The 16,123-nt window shown below is 37.0% G+C and carries 17 protein-coding genes; 2 read left to right on the top strand and 15 right to left on the bottom strand.

Annotated elements, in window-relative coordinates; genetic code table 11:
* Positions 1-38 precede the first annotated feature (38 nt).
* Positions 39-602, top strand: a complete 564-nt coding sequence (locus V7S50_RS25855; protein WP_242255625.1) for a hypothetical protein — start codon at positions 39-41, stop codon at positions 600-602.
* 168 nt (positions 603-770) lie between these two features.
* On the opposite strand, the gene V7S50_RS25860 is transcribed toward V7S50_RS25855, so the two are convergent.
* The 3 genes from V7S50_RS25860 to V7S50_RS25870 all read right to left on the bottom strand — a co-directional run bounded on the left by V7S50_RS25860 (position 771) and on the right by V7S50_RS25870 (position 4,160).
* Entirely contained in the window at positions 771-2,219 is a 1,449-nt protein-coding gene (locus V7S50_RS25860) for an MDR family MFS transporter (RefSeq protein WP_242255626.1), read from the bottom strand.
* Between the two features lie 22 nt (positions 2,220-2,241).
* Entirely contained in the window at positions 2,242-3,633 is a 1,392-nt protein-coding gene (locus V7S50_RS25865) for an MFS transporter (protein WP_242255627.1), read from the bottom strand.
* 161 nt (positions 3,634-3,794) lie between these two features.
* Positions 3,795-4,160 (bottom strand): DoxX family protein, encoded by a 366-nt coding sequence (locus V7S50_RS25870; protein ID WP_242255629.1) that lies wholly within the window; start codon positions 4,158-4,160, stop codon positions 3,795-3,797.
* A gap of 281 nt (positions 4,161-4,441) precedes the next feature.
* On the opposite strand from V7S50_RS25870, the gene V7S50_RS25875 reads away from it, so the two are divergent.
* Entirely contained in the window at positions 4,442-4,927 is a 486-nt protein-coding gene (locus tag V7S50_RS25875) for a MarR family winged helix-turn-helix transcriptional regulator (protein ID WP_242255630.1), read from the top strand.
* Between the two features lie 57 nt (positions 4,928-4,984).
* On the opposite strand, the gene V7S50_RS25880 is transcribed toward V7S50_RS25875, so the two are convergent.
* The 12 genes from V7S50_RS25880 to V7S50_RS25935 form a co-directional block, all read right to left on the bottom strand.
* The gene (locus V7S50_RS25880) at positions 4,985-6,232 is read right to left on the bottom strand and encodes an FtsW/RodA/SpoVE family cell cycle protein (protein ID WP_242255631.1); all 1,248 of its coding nucleotides are present in this window, start codon (positions 6,230-6,232) and stop codon (positions 4,985-4,987) included.
* A gap of 7 nt (positions 6,233-6,239) precedes the next feature.
* Complete coding sequence (locus V7S50_RS25885) at positions 6,240-6,647, bottom strand: PadR family transcriptional regulator (protein ID WP_242255632.1); 408 nt, start codon at positions 6,645-6,647, stop codon at positions 6,240-6,242.
* A gap of 4 nt (positions 6,648-6,651) precedes the next feature.
* On the bottom strand, positions 6,652-7,185 hold the full coding sequence (locus V7S50_RS25890; protein ID WP_242255634.1) for a sigma-70 family RNA polymerase sigma factor: 534 nt from the start codon (positions 7,183-7,185) through the stop codon (positions 6,652-6,654).
* A gap of 279 nt (positions 7,186-7,464) precedes the next feature.
* On the bottom strand, positions 7,465-7,875 hold the full coding sequence (locus V7S50_RS25895) for a DUF2283 domain-containing protein (RefSeq protein WP_242255636.1): 411 nt from the start codon (positions 7,873-7,875) through the stop codon (positions 7,465-7,467).
* 158 nt (positions 7,876-8,033) lie between these two features.
* Positions 8,034-9,716, bottom strand: coding sequence for an aerobic glycerol-3-phosphate dehydrogenase (gene glpD / locus V7S50_RS25900; RefSeq protein WP_063222410.1), 1,683 nt, complete (start codon positions 9,714-9,716; stop codon positions 8,034-8,036).
* A 133-nt stretch (positions 9,717-9,849) separates the two neighbouring features.
* Positions 9,850-11,340: a glycerol kinase GlpK gene (gene glpK / locus V7S50_RS25905; RefSeq protein WP_242255638.1), complete on the bottom strand. Its 1,491-nt coding sequence runs from the start codon at positions 11,338-11,340 to the stop codon at positions 9,850-9,852.
* A gap of 13 nt (positions 11,341-11,353) precedes the next feature.
* Positions 11,354-12,175, bottom strand: coding sequence for a glycerol uptake facilitator protein GlpF (gene glpF, locus V7S50_RS25910; RefSeq protein ID WP_242255640.1), 822 nt, complete (start codon positions 12,173-12,175; stop codon positions 11,354-11,356).
* A gap of 228 nt (positions 12,176-12,403) precedes the next feature.
* Positions 12,404-12,964: a glycerol uptake operon antiterminator GlpP gene (gene glpP, locus V7S50_RS25915; protein ID WP_060629825.1), complete on the bottom strand. Its 561-nt coding sequence runs from the start codon at positions 12,962-12,964 to the stop codon at positions 12,404-12,406.
* A gap of 97 nt (positions 12,965-13,061) precedes the next feature.
* On the bottom strand, positions 13,062-13,511 hold the full coding sequence (locus V7S50_RS25920; RefSeq protein ID WP_242255642.1) for a helix-turn-helix domain-containing protein: 450 nt from the start codon (positions 13,509-13,511) through the stop codon (positions 13,062-13,064).
* 347 nt (positions 13,512-13,858) lie between these two features.
* A complete protein-coding gene (locus tag V7S50_RS25925) occupies positions 13,859-14,710 on the bottom strand; it encodes a DUF2935 domain-containing protein (protein ID WP_000554487.1) in 852 nt (283 codons plus the stop codon).
* A gap of 161 nt (positions 14,711-14,871) precedes the next feature.
* Entirely contained in the window at positions 14,872-15,072 is a 201-nt protein-coding gene (locus V7S50_RS25930; protein ID WP_000449229.1) for a sporulation YhaL family protein, read from the bottom strand.
* 77 nt (positions 15,073-15,149) lie between these two features.
* Positions 15,150-16,022 carry an alpha/beta fold hydrolase gene (locus V7S50_RS25935; RefSeq protein ID WP_242255644.1) on the bottom strand — a complete coding sequence of 291 codons (873 nt, stop codon included), beginning with the start codon at positions 16,020-16,022 and terminating at the stop codon, positions 15,150-15,152.
* Between the last annotated feature and the right edge of the window lie 101 nt (positions 16,023-16,123).

The following is a 16,123-nucleotide window of genomic DNA, read 5'->3' on the forward strand; positions in this document are numbered from 1 at the left end:
TAGAATATATCATTTTAGAAAAAATAAGGAGTGAAAAAATGAATCATTATTTCATTGCTATTTATAACGGTGAGTTCCCTACCGAAAAATTACATACCCTTTTACAATCTAATCCCACTTTTACTGATCTAAACGTCCGCACCCTTTCAATCTCATCACCAAGACCTTTCACATTATTAGTTGGCGAAGAACACAACGCACTCACAACTGGACTTACAGATAAATACCACTTATTAACGAAAGAATTGCAAACACTTGAGCAGCAAGAGAAATATTATTACGTATATGATTATAAGATTAGAAAAACCATCAAGAATCCCACCCAAAAATGCTTTCCATTAGCACAAATCAATATAAGTGTTACAAAATTCCATCAGATGATTCAAAAAGTAAAAGACTTGAAACGACCTGTATTTGCAGGTTATAACATCATTTCTCATGATGCAGACATACTTACGATTGATGTACTTCTTTCTTCACCTTTATTGGATCCTAACACTTCTGAAAAAAATGCGGCAGAATATGCTTATTTACAACAATTAGCTGAATCAATCTCTCGTTCTGAATTATGTACTTCTATTAAAGCGAGTTCACTTATTTAAACATAAAATGAAACTTTATCACTAAGTTAGAGCTGTTCCATTATAAATTTAAAAAGCTACGCTACCCGACAAATACTATTTTAATAAGAAGAAACCGAAATCAAATTGATATGTAAGAACAAAGTAATAAAGAGGGTAGCTCTCAGCATACCCTCTTTACTTTGCCCCTTAATTTTCTGAGGTCTGCGAACGTTTAATAAATAAAGCTACAACGACTGCAAGTAGCGCTAAACCAAAACCAATCGTAAATGCGTTATGCACGCCTGAAACCATCGCTTCTGTCAATTGAGCTGGGTCAGTTGGATTTGAAGATGCATCCAAATATTTCTTTTGTCCGGAAGTCATAACACTAATAAAGAAAGCAACTCCTACCGCACCCGCTACTTGTGATAGAGTATTCAAAATAGCTGTTCCGTGAGGATAAAATCGCTTCGGCAGTTGGTTCAAACCGTTCGTTTGCGCCGGCATCATAATCATTGAAATAGATACCATCATACTGACATGTAATAGGATGAAAGTTATTTTAGACGTATCTGCCGTTACTTGTGTAAAGAACCACATCACACCTGCTAATAATATCGTACCAGGAATAATAAGCGCTCTTGGACCAAATTTATCAAAGAGCTTCCCTGAAACTGGAGAAAGCAGACCGTTCAATAAGCTACCTGGAAGCATAATAAGACCAGTTGCATAAACAGTTAAGCCTAAAGCACCTTGGAATAGAAATGGTAGTAACGTCATTGTCGAGAACATCGTCATCATCATGATCGTCAATAAAATTGTTGTTAGCGTAAACATCGGATACTTAAATGCACTAAGGTCTAGTAATGGCTCTTTCAATTTTAATTGACGTAATACGAAGAATAGAATTGCTACAAGGCCAATTAGGATTATTCCATACACCTGGAAACTATCCCAACCTTCACCCGAGCTACTAAATCCATAAACAATCCCGCCAAATCCAATTGTAGATAAAAGAATAGATAATACATCTACCTTTGGTTTAGTAGGCTCTGAGACATTTTTTAAATAAATAAACGCAAAAACAATAGAAAAAATTGCGAATGGAAGAACGATATAAAATAGCCATCTCCAATTCAATGTTTCCAAAATAATACCTGAAAGTGTTGGTCCAATGGCAGGAGCGAACATGATTACAAGCCCAATACTCCCCATTGCCGCTCCTCTCTTTTCAGGAGGATATAGAAGAAGAATCGTATTCATTAATACGGGCATCATTAATCCCGTACCAGCTGCTTGTAACAAGCGCCCCATCAATAGTATAGAAAATCCAGGCGCAATTGCACTTACAAGTGTACCGAAAGTAAAAACTACCATAGCACCTATGAATACTTGTCTTGTTGTAAACCATTGTACTAATAAAGCAGAAGCTGGAATTAGCACAGCAACTACAAGCATGTACCCTGTTGAAAGCCATTGAAGAGTTGATGGTGTTACATTCAACTCAATCATCAATTGTGGAAAAGCAACGTTCAATAATGTTTCATTCAAAATGGTAAAAAACGCCCCAATGATCATCGATATTAAAATTGGGAGTCTTTTCACATTGTCAAACTCCGTTGACTGCGAAGAAACAGATGCAGTTTGAGCATTCATACATAAACCTCCTCGTATTCTTTTATAAACTTTTATTACCTTTGCTAGTCATATTTAACGTAGAAACGCCCGTACCAAATTGAAAACGATACAGCACAACTACAAGTAGGATCAATAATGACATCACGCCGAAGATATTACTATACATATTTGCAGCTTGATTTGCAACAAAAGGATTGAGTTGTAGCGAAGTAGAACCATTATCAAGCAATTTCCCTACTACACTCATAGCCATCGCGCCAGATATGAAATTAATCATCGACAATAATCCCATTCCTACGCCTGTCTCCTCCTTTGACAGTGTTTGCGAAATCGTATTAGACATTGAAATCTGCATAAAAGTTTGTCCTACATTCCCGAAAATTAAAATCAATGCAATGACAAAAGCCGAGACCCCGATGAAAGTAGATAATAATGAGAACGCAAGAAATATGAATACTGAGGCAATAAAAACGAGTGCAAAATTGCCCCGAGTATCAGCTAACCTTCCTCCCTTTCTTCCCATAATTGCTGAGGCAATTGCTGCTGGAACTAAAACAAAACCAATATTCGAAGGAGTCAATCCATTTACTGCTGATAGAAATTGCGGCGTCATAAATGTCATGCTAAAGCTCATCGCTGTCGTCATAAAAGCAAGGAGTAACCCAATCGAAAAATTCTTATTTTTAAACAGAGTTGGTTTAATAAAGGGCTCTGTAGCTTTTCTAATCCGCAAAATGAAGAAAGCTAACATAACAAATCCTCCAAGGAATAACAGCACTTGCATCTGCGTAATGGCAAGCAAGAAGAACGTGACCGATACAGCTAATAGTCCTCCGCCAAGAATATCAATACTACCCGCCTTCCCTTTTGCATCATCTAAATACTTTCTAAAGAAAGGAAGCGTTAGAAGCGGTAGTAAAGAAAGAACAAACATAAGTCTCCAACTTCCAAAGCTTGTGATTAATCCTGCCGCAACGGGTCCTAGCGCATTACCAAGTGCCAAACCTACTGCTGAAGTTCCAAGCGCACGGCCCCTTTTCTCTGGTGCAAAGTACCTGACTGGAATGATCATCGCCGTCGCTGGAAGAACAGAAGCTCCCGCTGCTTGAATGACACGCCCCAAAATAATGACCCAATACTCAGTAGCAAGTAGACCAAGCAAGGAACCTAGAGCGAAAATAAGTAATCCATACGTCAACAAATCCTTTAGCCGATATTTATCCGCCAGTTTTCCCATCACGATAGAACCAACGGCGTAAACGACCATATAACTAGTCATAATCCAGCTAACCTCTGAAGGAACAAGGTTGAATTCTTTACCTATTTCAGGAAGAGCTACATTAAACATCGTACCGTTCATAACCGAAAATATTAGCGTAACAACTAAAACTCCTAGCAATTTATCCGCATTTTGTGATGAATTATCTACCATCGTGTAGACCTCCTTTTCTCTTTCCCATAATCTATACAAATTTAAATGAGTATCAACATAATGAATATCCTCACTATTTTATTATAATGAGGATATCATTTTTATCGTACGTGCTCAGTTTCTACCTCTATTCAATCGAATCTACTAATCTACAATTTACTTTACAGAAGTTCTGTTACTGCTGAAGAATGAACGAACGCAAGAATTAGCGCTAAAATCATAAGCACGGCTGCCGGCATTATTTTTCCAATTGGATCTTTAACACGCATATGGGACAATACAGCTCCCAACATAATACAAGCAATCCATAATGCTGCTAAAACTAATACGACCTCATTCCAGAAACCAAAAATCAGTCCAACCACGCCTGCCAAAGCGATCCAACCTGTCGCAATTCTAAACCATTGAGGTAAACCTAAATGAGCGAAAGCCTCTACTTGCATCTTTGCTCCCGCAATTTTACTCACACTTGAAAAGAAGAATGCAAAAATTAATAAACATTGAAGTACTAATGCTACAATAGTCATGTACAATCCTCCGTTATATATTTTTTAAGGGTATTGCTATTGAATGTTGAAACGATTTAAAATTCCTTACATACATACACCTCGCTCTATTATCGTTTTCTATAGACCCCCGCATCAGTTATAATAGTAATTATCCCGCTATTACACATTATGAGTATACAATATAATGAGTTTACTCACTAATTGTTTATAATATAGAGAGGATACTCACTAATAATATACAATATATTTATGAAACGTGCAAAAATGAACTACAAAATAATGAGGAGGTCATCCCATTCATGAAATTAAATAATCCAGCTGCAATAGATATCATCCATATTTTAATGCAATCAACGAACTATGTTCAAAGAGAATTTCAATCTCAATTGTCAGCCCTTGACACACCTTATCATCTAACAGGGCCAAGGCTACGCGTTCTATCTACCGTTTCTGAAAATGGTCCCATTCGAATGAACGCATTAGCTGCTAAATTAGGCGTCAAAGCACGTACAGTTACCGATTTTGTCGATGCACTCGAACAAGACAAGCTCCTAATTCGTATACCAGATCCAACTGATCGCCGAGCTACATTAATTCAACTTACTGAACGCGCGCATTCCAATATGGAGCAGGCACTCGCTTTCCAAGACAAGGTCGCAGACGATATTCTGAAAAACCTCACATTAGAGCAGCGTGAGCAGTTTTTTGAACTTCTATTACAATTAATAAAAGATAAGAAAATTCCTGATTCATGCGGAGAAGTTGGAAACGGAAAAACTTGTTAAGTGTGCAAAACAAACCACCTATCCCCTAAAAAATATAGGGAATGGGTGGTTTGTTTTTTAAGCTGATTTTCTCGCTGGAATATCTTTACGTCGATATACACTCAGCACAATCCCCATTATAAATGCATGAAACAGAGTTGGTATCAATCCGTAGCTAATAAAAGGTAATGATATAGAAGCACGTGGTAATAATCCTAAGGTCATGCCAACGTTATAAATAAAATGGAATACAAAAAGAGTTACTCCACCAACGAGAAGCAATTTACCATAACCATCATTTATTTTATAAGCTATGTTCATTATTCTTACTACAAAAAGAGAAAGAATTAAGACAAGAATTAGCGCCAGCACATATCCATAATAATAAGTCAAACTTGCAAATACAAAATCAGTATGGGTAGCATGGATAGACTTTATATTTCCATATGTACCAAACCAACCTGCCGATGACATTGCCTCTTTTAAACGTAAATACCATTGATCATGCTCTGGATTTAAAAATCCTAAAATTCTGGCCATACGGTATTCTTTTACAGCAGACCAAGAAAATAGATCCCTAATAACAAAGGGTAAAATTGGTAAAATCGTAATGAGCCATGCCGTTTTCTTTCCTAGCTTACTCCACCAAAGCATAACGAATACCATCGTAATATAGATGAAAATTGGTAAAAGAATTGATGTAGTTGAAAATAGATATAAAGAAAATACGTACAACATGAGAAGATGCATAAACTTTAACCTACCATTATTGAAAAAAGAAGCCCAAGCTAGAAAGAAGAATGGTATCGCCATTAGACAGTCAATTGTGATGGGACCAATTTTTATTATTGCTTCCCCAATCACGTAACCAGTCGGAAAACATTTTATCATTAACAAGATAAGTACACCGATTGTATAAAACAGCCACCCGAGTCTCTCTAACTTCCGATAATCAAGTAGCATAATCCCAACAGCTGTTACAACACCGAGAATAACAAATATCACCTTATTCATGAATAAGTCAGCATGTCCAAAAGTTATAACCGGCAAAAATCCTAGCCCCATCGCAGCCACTAATAAAATAATAAGGAACCAATCAACCTTTGGCTTATACAGTTTGTTAAGTTCTTCGCCAAGTTTAATCGGACTTCCCATTTGCTCAACAGCCTTATCTTCCGCAACTTTCTCACTTAACCCTTTATCCATCCACATATTCTTCGCCTGTTTCAAGTGAAAGTCTAGTTCCGTTGCCACCAAGTCCTTCGCTTCTTTTGATTTAATATGGTTCGTAACTTCTTTTAAAAAACGCTCCCCTTTTTTGTTCAATTTTTTCTCACTCCTGCACTAAGCCTTTTAATATAAATCGTACTTTCGTAGCATTCTTCTCTGCTTTTCGCAACATTTTGTTTCCTTTATCATTTAATTGATAATATTTAGCTCCCACGTGATCCCAGCTAGATTGGATAAAGCGATTTTGTTCTAGACGATGTAATACAGTGTATAGGGAACCTTCATCACCTTCGAATTTTTGAATCCCTCTCCCACGCAGTAACTGCATTAATTCATAACCTGTTTTTTCATTCATAAGAAGTTGCAACACTGCTAAAAGAATATCTTCTTCCTTTTCGGACGATTGATTGATTTTTTCGCGCACCCGCTTTCGATGTTGATCAGAAAAACTCAAATGTTTAAAAGTTGTGTTCTCCATTGATTTTCGCAAGCCTTTTAATCGATCTTCCATTTGATTATTCCTCCAATCCTTCCTTCAAAAGTTCCTTTGCTTTTTTCAGCCTTGTTTTTATTGTGTTTTCCTTCACTTCTATTACCGCAGCAATCTCTTTAATTGATAACTCTTCATAATAAAATAGATAAATCACTTCACGATATTTTATCGGTAAACTCATTACTGCAGAGGCAAGCCTACTATCCTCAGCATTTTGAATAACTGTTTGTTCCACACTTTCTTTTTGACTCTCCATATACGTAAAGTCATCCTCTGTAACGATAACTTTTTTGTTATACCAACTTTTTAAATAGTTCTTACAATGATTAATCGTAATTCTCCATAACCATGTCTTTAAGTTCGAATTCCCTTTATATGTATGAAGAGATTTATAGCATTTCACAAATATATCTTGCGTTAAATCCTCCGCAACCTCTTTATTATTCACATATGAATACACAAGCTGTAGGATTTCTTGTCCACACTTGTTCATTATTTCGTCGATAAGGTCCTCCTTATCTTCTATTTCAAACGCTTCTATCGTTAATTCATCCACATCATTTCCTCCTTCCCATATATTAGACGACGCATTGTATGGAAAAGTTTTATAAATTCATAAAAAAATACGGCTGACAATAACTTTTTTATAAAACACTTCCTCAGCAAATTACATATAATAAACCGAATAGTCGTCACAATACATTCACCTAAAGAGCGTCTTCCTCCCAAGGCGCTCTTTCATCTTGCAATAAGGATTTTTATAGTCAAGATTCTCCTCAGCTCTAAAGACCGCTAAATGAAAAAGAGAACCCATTTAATCGAGTCCTCCTTCTTCCTAACGCTCACTTAAAGAATCTAATATTTCATGGCCATACAAAGAGGGCTTCATAATATCAAAACCGATAAATTCTTCATACTTCTTATCCGAAAAATAAAATACGATATTATGAAATAACACTTTTTGCAAATGAGTATCTTGAGAAAGTCTAAATGAGTATATGTATGTATTATCACTTGACGTTTTCTTTTTATATATTTTACTCTTATTTGTTAATTCTTTTAATTTACTAGCATTGTCTCCAAAAAACTCAATCCCCACTATGCGATCAAATTGATCTATATCTACATTTAGTTTTGGATTTTCTTCCAATTCTTCAGTCGATTCAATCTCAATTTCTGAAGTGAATGGAATTACATACAAATATGCCATCTGAATTTCAGAATCATAAGTAATTAATTTTTTCATGATACACCTCATATCGGTATCTTATTTATTGTATTACACTTATCTCTATAAACTAAATATTAGGTTTTTCGGTTATAAAATACAAGTATAGTATTTAAAATTCTATAAATAACGTACAAAAAACCACCTAAAGGTTCCCCTTCAGGTGGTTTTCTATTTTACGCTAACGCAGCTGCCTGCTCTTGTTGATCTACAGGAATGACAGCATCTGTTAATGCTTTTTCTAATTCAGCTGTGTATTTCATTTGCTCTTCTTTGCTCCAGCCTAGTTTCGTAGCCATGTAGTTGATTACTGCTTCTTTCCACTCATATACCCAGTGGATGTTGAAGAATACAGCGCCTCTACGGCGTACGAAGAAGTCAACTGGTTTTGCTGTCATTTCGTAATCCATTGCGTATACAAGTGGGATTAGAACGTCTAGCGGCATGTTGTATTCTTTCGCTTCGTCTTTATGTTTTTTCGCTAAGTCGAATAGTACATCAACGTTAGAGCCGTAGAATTTCGCGAACTCTTCTGCTTGCGCTTTCGTTAAACCAGATTTCGTACCTTCGTCTGCTTTTTTCGCAACGAATGCTGGGAATCCGTGTGAACCACTTACATGTCCACCAGAGATTGGCATATGTTTCGTGTCACTCTTCGGATATGCACTATGACCTTCTTTTTGTAGTAAGTTCGTTACATAGTCTACTACCATTTCAGCCATTTTGCGGTATCCTGTTAATTTACCACCTGCGATTGTAATTAAACCAGATTCAGAAGTCCAAATTTCATCTTTACGAGAAATTTCAGATGCATTTTTACCTTCTTCGTAAATTAACGGACGTACACCAGCCCAGCTTGATTCAACATCTTTTTCTGTAATTTTCACACTTGGGAACATGTAGTTAATCGCGTTAATGATATATGTGCGATCTTCTGTTGTCATGTGTGGTACAGCTGCATCTTTATCATAGAACGTATCTGTTGTACCTACGTAAGTTTTTCCGCCGCGAGGAATCGCGAACACCATACGTTTATCTGGTGTATCGAAGTAAATTGCTTGACCTAATGGGAAACGTTTTTGGTCAATTACTAAGTGAACACCTTTTGATAACTGAAGTACTTTTCCTTTTTTCGAGTTATCTTTCTCACGAAGTGTATCTACCCAAGGACCAGCTGCGTTTACAATTTTCTTACCGTAAACTTCGTACACTTCACCGTCTAGTAAATCGATTACACGTACACCGCATACTTTTCCATCTTTATATAAGAAACTGTCTACTTTTGCGTAGTTAACAGCTTTCGCACCATGCTCAATTGCTTCTTTCATTACTTCAATTGTAAGACGCGCATCGTCTGTACGATATTCTACGTAATAACCGCCGCCTTTTAATCCTTCTTTTTTCACAAGAGGCTCTTTGTTTAATGTTTCTTCACGGTTAAACATCTTTCTGCGCTCGCTTCGTTTTACACCTGCTAAGAAGTCGTATACACGAAGACCAATTGATGTACTAAATGATCCGAACGTACCGCCTGTATGGAATGGAAGTAACATCCACTCTGGTGTTGTTACATGGGGACCGTTCTCATATACGATCGCACGCTCTTTCCCCACCTCTGCTACCATTTTCACTTCAAGTTGTTTTAAATAACGTAGACCACCGTGTACAAGCTTCGTTGAACGACTTGATGTACCTGCTGCAAAGTCCTGCATTTCAAACACAATTGTTGATAACCCGCGTGTTGCTCCATCTAATGCAATACCAGAACCAGTAATACCTCCACCAATTACGATCACATCTAACTCTTGTTTATTTACTCCGTTTAATACGTCTTTACGTTGTTTACTTGAAAATTTCATGGTAATTCCTCCCTTTGATAACGAAAAAAGAGACCACAAACTCCGCTATAGATTTCGCCTCTATAGCGCGTTGTGGTCTCTCCAAATCTCCTACCGAATTATTAACTTGTCACCATTATAACACTGTTTATGATTATTTGAAAGCTTTTGTTGCTTCAATTGCTTTTTTCCATCCAGCATATAGCTCTTCGCTTGTTTCCGCTTCCATCGTTGGTTCAAAACGTTTGTCCATATGCCACTGCGATTTAATTTCATCTTGGTTTTTCCAATACCCAACCGCAAGACCAGCTAAGTATGCTGCACCTAAAGCTGTCGTTTCGTTGATCACTGGACGCTCTACAGGAACGTCTAAAATATCACTTTGGAACTTCATTAAGAAGTTATTTTTAACCGCTCCGCCATCAACGCGTAATGTTTTTAGTTCAATACCTGAATCTGCTTCCATTGCGCATAATACATCTTTTGTTTGGTAAGCTAAAGATTCTAGTGTTGCACGGATGAAATGCTCTTTCGTCGTACCGCGCGTTACACCAAACATAGCGCCGCGTACTTCACTATCCCAGTAAGGTGTTCCTAATCCAACGAATGCTGGTACAACGTATACACCTTCAGTTGATTCAACGCGAGAAGCATACACTTCACTCTCACTTGCATCTTTAAACATGCGCATTCCGTCACGTAACCACTGAATTGCAGAACCTGCTACGAAAATACTTCCTTCTAATGCGTAGTTTACTTTACCATCTATTCCCCATGCAATTGTTGTTAATAGACCATGCTCAGAAGCTACTGCTTTTTCACCAGTGTTCATTAACATGAAGCAACCAGTTCCGTAAGTATTTTTCGCCATACCTTCACCGAAACAAGCTTGTCCAAATAATGCCGCTTGTTGGTCACCAGCTACACCGGCAATCGGTACGTTTTGACCAAAGAAGTGATAGTCAATTGTTTCAGCATATATTTCAGATGATGGACGTACTTCTGGAAGCATGCTCTTTGGTACTGTTAACATATCTAGAAGCTCATCATCCCACTGTAAGTCGTGGATGTTAAACATTAATGTACGTGATGCATTTGAGTAATCCGTTACGTGCGCTTTACCACCAGATAGTTTCCATACAAGCCACGAATCAATTGTTCCGAATAATAGATCGCCGTTTTCTGCTTTCTCTCTTGCACCTTCAACGTTATCTAAAATCCATTTCACTTTCGTACCAGAGAAGTATGCGTCGATTAAAAGACCTGTTTTTTCGCGAACCATTTCGCTATAACCTTTTTCTTTTAACTCATCACAAATTTCAGCTGTTTGGCGAGATTGCCATACGATTGCGTTATAAATTGGTTTACTAGTAGTTTTATCCCATACAACCGTTGTTTCACGTTGGTTCGTAATACCGATACCAGCGATTTGTTCTGGTTTTACATCTGCTTCGCTTAAGCAAGTTGCGATAACTGCTAAAATAGATCCCCAAATTTCTTGTGCGTTATGCTCTACCCAACCTGGCTTTGGAAAATGTTGTGTAAATTCTTTTTGAGCTGAATGAACAATTTCACCTTTTTTATTGAAAAGAATTGCGCGTGAGCTAGTTGTTCCTTGGTCTAATGAAAGAATATATTTTTTCATATCGGTTTCCCCCTTATGCTACTTTTCTACTATTTGTATTGCTTCCACTTTTTTTGCTTGTCATATAAGAGATTGCTAGTACAATCACAGTTACAATAATCACATAAATAAGTGCTACGTTTTGTTTTCCTTCAAATACAACTTGATGGAATAATCCTGCAAGTGATCCACCTAAAATCGGACCTACTACTGGAATCCATGCATACTTCCAGTTTGAACCGCCTTTTCCTGCAATCGGAAGGAAGAAGTGTGCGATACGCGGACCTAAATCACGTGCTGGGTTGATTGCGTATCCTGTCGTTCCACCTAATGATAAACCAATACTTACAATTAAGAAACCTACGATAAATGGATTTAATCCATCTGCAAATTTATTTGCACCAATTGCTAATATACCAAATACTAAAACGAATGTTCCAATCATTTCACTTAAAAGGTTTGCAAATGTATTCGGAATTGCTGGACCTGTTGCAAATACACCTAATTTTGTTCCTGCATCTTCTGTTTCTTTCCAGTGTGGTAAGTAATGTAAATATACAAGAACTGCCCCGATAATTGCCCCAATCATTTGTGCTGCGATATAACCTGGTACGTCACTCCATGGGAACGCTCCCTTAAATGCTAATCCTATCGTTAAAGCCGGATTCAAATGTGCCCCACTAATTGATCCAACCGCATACGCTGCAACCGCTACTGCTAAGCCCCAGCCCATCGTAATAACAATCCAACCAGAATCTTTCGCAAACGACTTCTTTAAACTTACACCAGCACAAACGCCGCCACCAAGTAAGATTAACAACGCAGTCCCTACTAACTCTCCTAAAAATGCTGACATAGTATCCCTCCACAATCAATTTAAACGCTTCCAAATGTGATAGAGGTAAAATGAATGGCCATTCGTTTTTGTCAAAAGAAAAAGACCCACAGCTTTGCACGCTTCTATATAAGTTTATATAGAAACAATGAAATGTGGATCTCTACTTTTCTCCGTCACGTTTATTAACTTGTCTATAATGTTAACCTCTCATGAAAGCGGTGTCAACAGAATTTTTTCACATTTTCGTCACTTTTTTTGGTAATGTTTCCATAGTTCGCGTTTTGATGTCGTAATTGCTGTCGCACCAGCATTTAACGCTTTCTCCACATCATCAACTGTACGAATAAAACCACCCGCCAAAATCGGTACACCAGTACGCTCTTTCACTTCAGCGATAATGTCCGTCATTGCCCCTGGAAGCACCTCTATATAATCTGGCTTCGTCTTTTCTAAAAGATTGCAACTCTTCTCCATTGCACTCGAATCGATTAAAAAGATACGCTGAATTGCCACAACACCTTTTTGCTTCGCCTTCATAATTACGCTCGCCTTTGTCGAAAGTAACCCGTATGGTCTAAATTCCTGGCATAAATACTCCGTCGCATGCCCATCACTCTGCAAACCATGAATTAAATCCACATGTAAAAACACCTTTTTACAATATTGCTTCGCAAGTGATATAACACTCTTCAATTGACCGACATGAATATCTAAAATAACGATATATTCATACGAACTATGTAGTAACTTCTCCAAATCTTTAATTTGCCTCACTGCCGGCAAAATCTTTTGTTCATGAAATTCCATTCTATATGTCCCCTTCTTTATGTCATCCTATCCTTTATAGTACACAATTTAAGTAAAAAGAACAGCTAGTGTCGGGGATTTCTTTCAAAACTTTCTCTTACCTATATATTTTCTTCAACTTATCAGATCCCATACCACCTATAACCATTAATAAGAGCGGTAAAAAATTCATTATATACGGTGCATCCGCTATAATTGTAATGCTCGCTCCTGCAAACTTATTTAACATCCACACAACGATTTTTGTAATAAACAAAAATACGCCCATCATAAATAAGCTATCAAAAAACACCGTCCATTTTGGATACGCCAACTGCTTACTATCTTCAATAACTTTTTGTGTCAACTCTTCATCACTCCTTAGCAACTCATCAATCGTAATACCGAACAGATCGCTTAAATGAATAATAATTTCAATGCTCGGATAGTTCTTTCCCGTCTCCCATTTCGAAACAGACTGCCTACTTACATGAATTTTTTCAGCCAAATCACTTTGCGACCAATTCCGTTTCTCTCGTTCTTGTTTTAAGCGTTCACTAAAAATCATACTGTGTTTATCACCTCTCTACGCCTAGTATGGACAAATACATGATGAAGAGTAAAGCAAGTTGTCGTTGCATAGCCTGTGCAACTTGTGCGTTACAGGTTGTAATTGCGCTATGTATTGTGTCAATTCCATATATTTTTCTTCTATAATAATTTCCCGAACAATAATACAAAGAATTAATACTAATAAAGACTAAATGAGGCATAAAAAATACGCTATCCTTTCTTATCATTCTCCAGAAAGAATAACGTAAAGTTTCATTTTCAAACCTTTTCATCAAAAAAAAGAAGCTAACAATACATTGTTAACTTGTCAGCTGAAAGCAAAATAGTATCTTTCCTTATCTTCTAATATCTAGGTTGTGATTGAATATTTGTAAGATGAACATCATACATATCAATGATTTCAAGGAATCTATCCGCTTCACGGAAAACGTGGTCTGCCAATAATGGGTGGATGATACTCTTTATTTTACACTGCTCAATTAAGTCACGTGCTGTTTTCTTAAAATCCCGAAGAGATGCAACCGACACACGATTTTGATCTAAAAATTGATCTAAAAGAGGGACAGTTTGGGATTGTGGTTTCATAGATTCTAAGTCAATTGCTTGATACATTAATGCATCAAAATCATTGCTAAAATTCCGTGCTGTATCTACAAGCTTTCTTTCTGATGGATCAAGAAGATGACCAATAAATTTAGCATGGTCTGCCATAATCCTCAAAAAGAAAACATTTTCTTTAATAATAGCATCAGGAAGGGCATCTAATTTTCCTTCATTTAATTCCATTAAACGTTTTCTAAAATAATCAGCTTCCCTACTTGTATGGTCAACTAACAGTGGAAAGTTATTTTGTCCTGGCAATTTACATGTGAGAATCAAGCCTAAAATTTTTCGTTTAAATCCCCAAATATTAGTTGCGGCTTGTTGTACTTCTGCATTAAATCTTTTGATTTGCTCAGGATCTGTTTCATTTGTATAGGAATGCGCTATTTGTTCGATATGTTCAAACAATCGATAAAATTGATTCGCCTCTTCGATTAGTTGCGTATCCTCGCATCTAAATCCCAAGCGAAGAAAAAGAGAATGCTCCTTCATGATTCTAGACCAAAAACGAATTTCATTTAATGAACGCTCAACAAACATTACAGATGTAACACCTGTATCCGGATGTAATGAAGTTTCATCCCTATGCATTGTTAATCCCCCCCCAGTAAAATACCCCGCTAGTTCCATTCTTATGAGGAAAAAAATATATAAATACCATCAATAAAAGTTCATGATGAATTTCGTATAAAGAAAAAATGCTACCACCTATATGTAAAGTTCTACTAGATGGTAGCATTTCAAAATTTCTATTAAAGCAATACAGAATCTTTATCACTATCCTGATTACGTTTCTCTCGCTCTTCTTCTAAGCGCTTCATATAAACTTCGCCTTCTTTTTCAATAAACTCATTATCCATCTCTTGCTCTTTTTTTGAAGTATATAAAACCATGTAGCCACTTAATACGATCCCAACGATTACAAGATACACCCACCATGGTAAAGTTTCCACTCAACTTCATTCCTTTCCTTAGACAAGCCTTATTAGTTTCACTGTATGAGGAAAGAAGTGCATTTATGCTTAAAATTTTATTGTGGATTCTTCGCGAAGAACGCTTGTACATACTCCATAAACTCAATTGGTTCCTGGCGAAACGGCGCATGATATCCTTTTTCAATAATATGGAACGTACTATTTGCAAATAGCTGGTGATACAGTTCACCATTTTTCCAGGAAACGCTCTTATCGTGTCGTCCCCATATAATTAAAGTCGGCACCTTAATTTTATCGGCTTCCATCGCAATGCGGCGCTCTCTCATTTTCGTAAGCTGATCATAATGCTCTTTATCATCGCGGCTATTTTTCACTGCATTTTTATTATAGTCCGTAATCTCTGTTACCGTTTGTAAGTCTGTCGATAGCGGCGGCACTTCATAACTTTCTTTTTGCTGGAAAGACTCAATTCCTGTAGAATCTGCTAAAACGAGATGCGTCACTGCGTCCGGATATAAATACGCTAAATTAAGGGACATCTCTCCGCCCATTGAATGACCGAGCACCGCAAACTGATCGTATCCGAGCTTCTTCATTAACTTATAATATAAATTCACTTGCGCAGGAAACGAATACTGAAAATCAACCGGCTTAGATGAACGCCCAAATCCTAAAATATCAACCGCTATAATCGTGTGATCCTTCACCAGTTCCGGATAAATATCACTAAATCCATCAGATGAACCACCAAACCCATGAAGCATAAGTAAAGGAGGTTTTCCCTCACCAATTTGCTTAAAATAAATTGTCTGTCCGTCAATCTGCGCCATACTCTCTTTCGTATTTATCTTCATCATAACAGTATCTTTCACTTCTCCAACCTTCGCAATCGGCTTATCAACGAAGTTACAAACAATTAACAAAACGAGCACAATACCGCTAATCATATAAAACTTAAACCGTTTCAACATTCCCGTCTCCTTTCTCAAATTGCTATTTAAAGTTTTTACATTTTTTGGTTATTTTATGATTAATTTTAATTGTAACCATACCAGTTACAATTATACTA

It is taken from the genome of Bacillus sp. CCNWLW194, from assembly GCF_037120585.1.
Lineage (GTDB): Bacteria > Bacillota > Bacilli > Bacillales > Bacillaceae_G > Bacillus_A > Bacillus_A basilensis.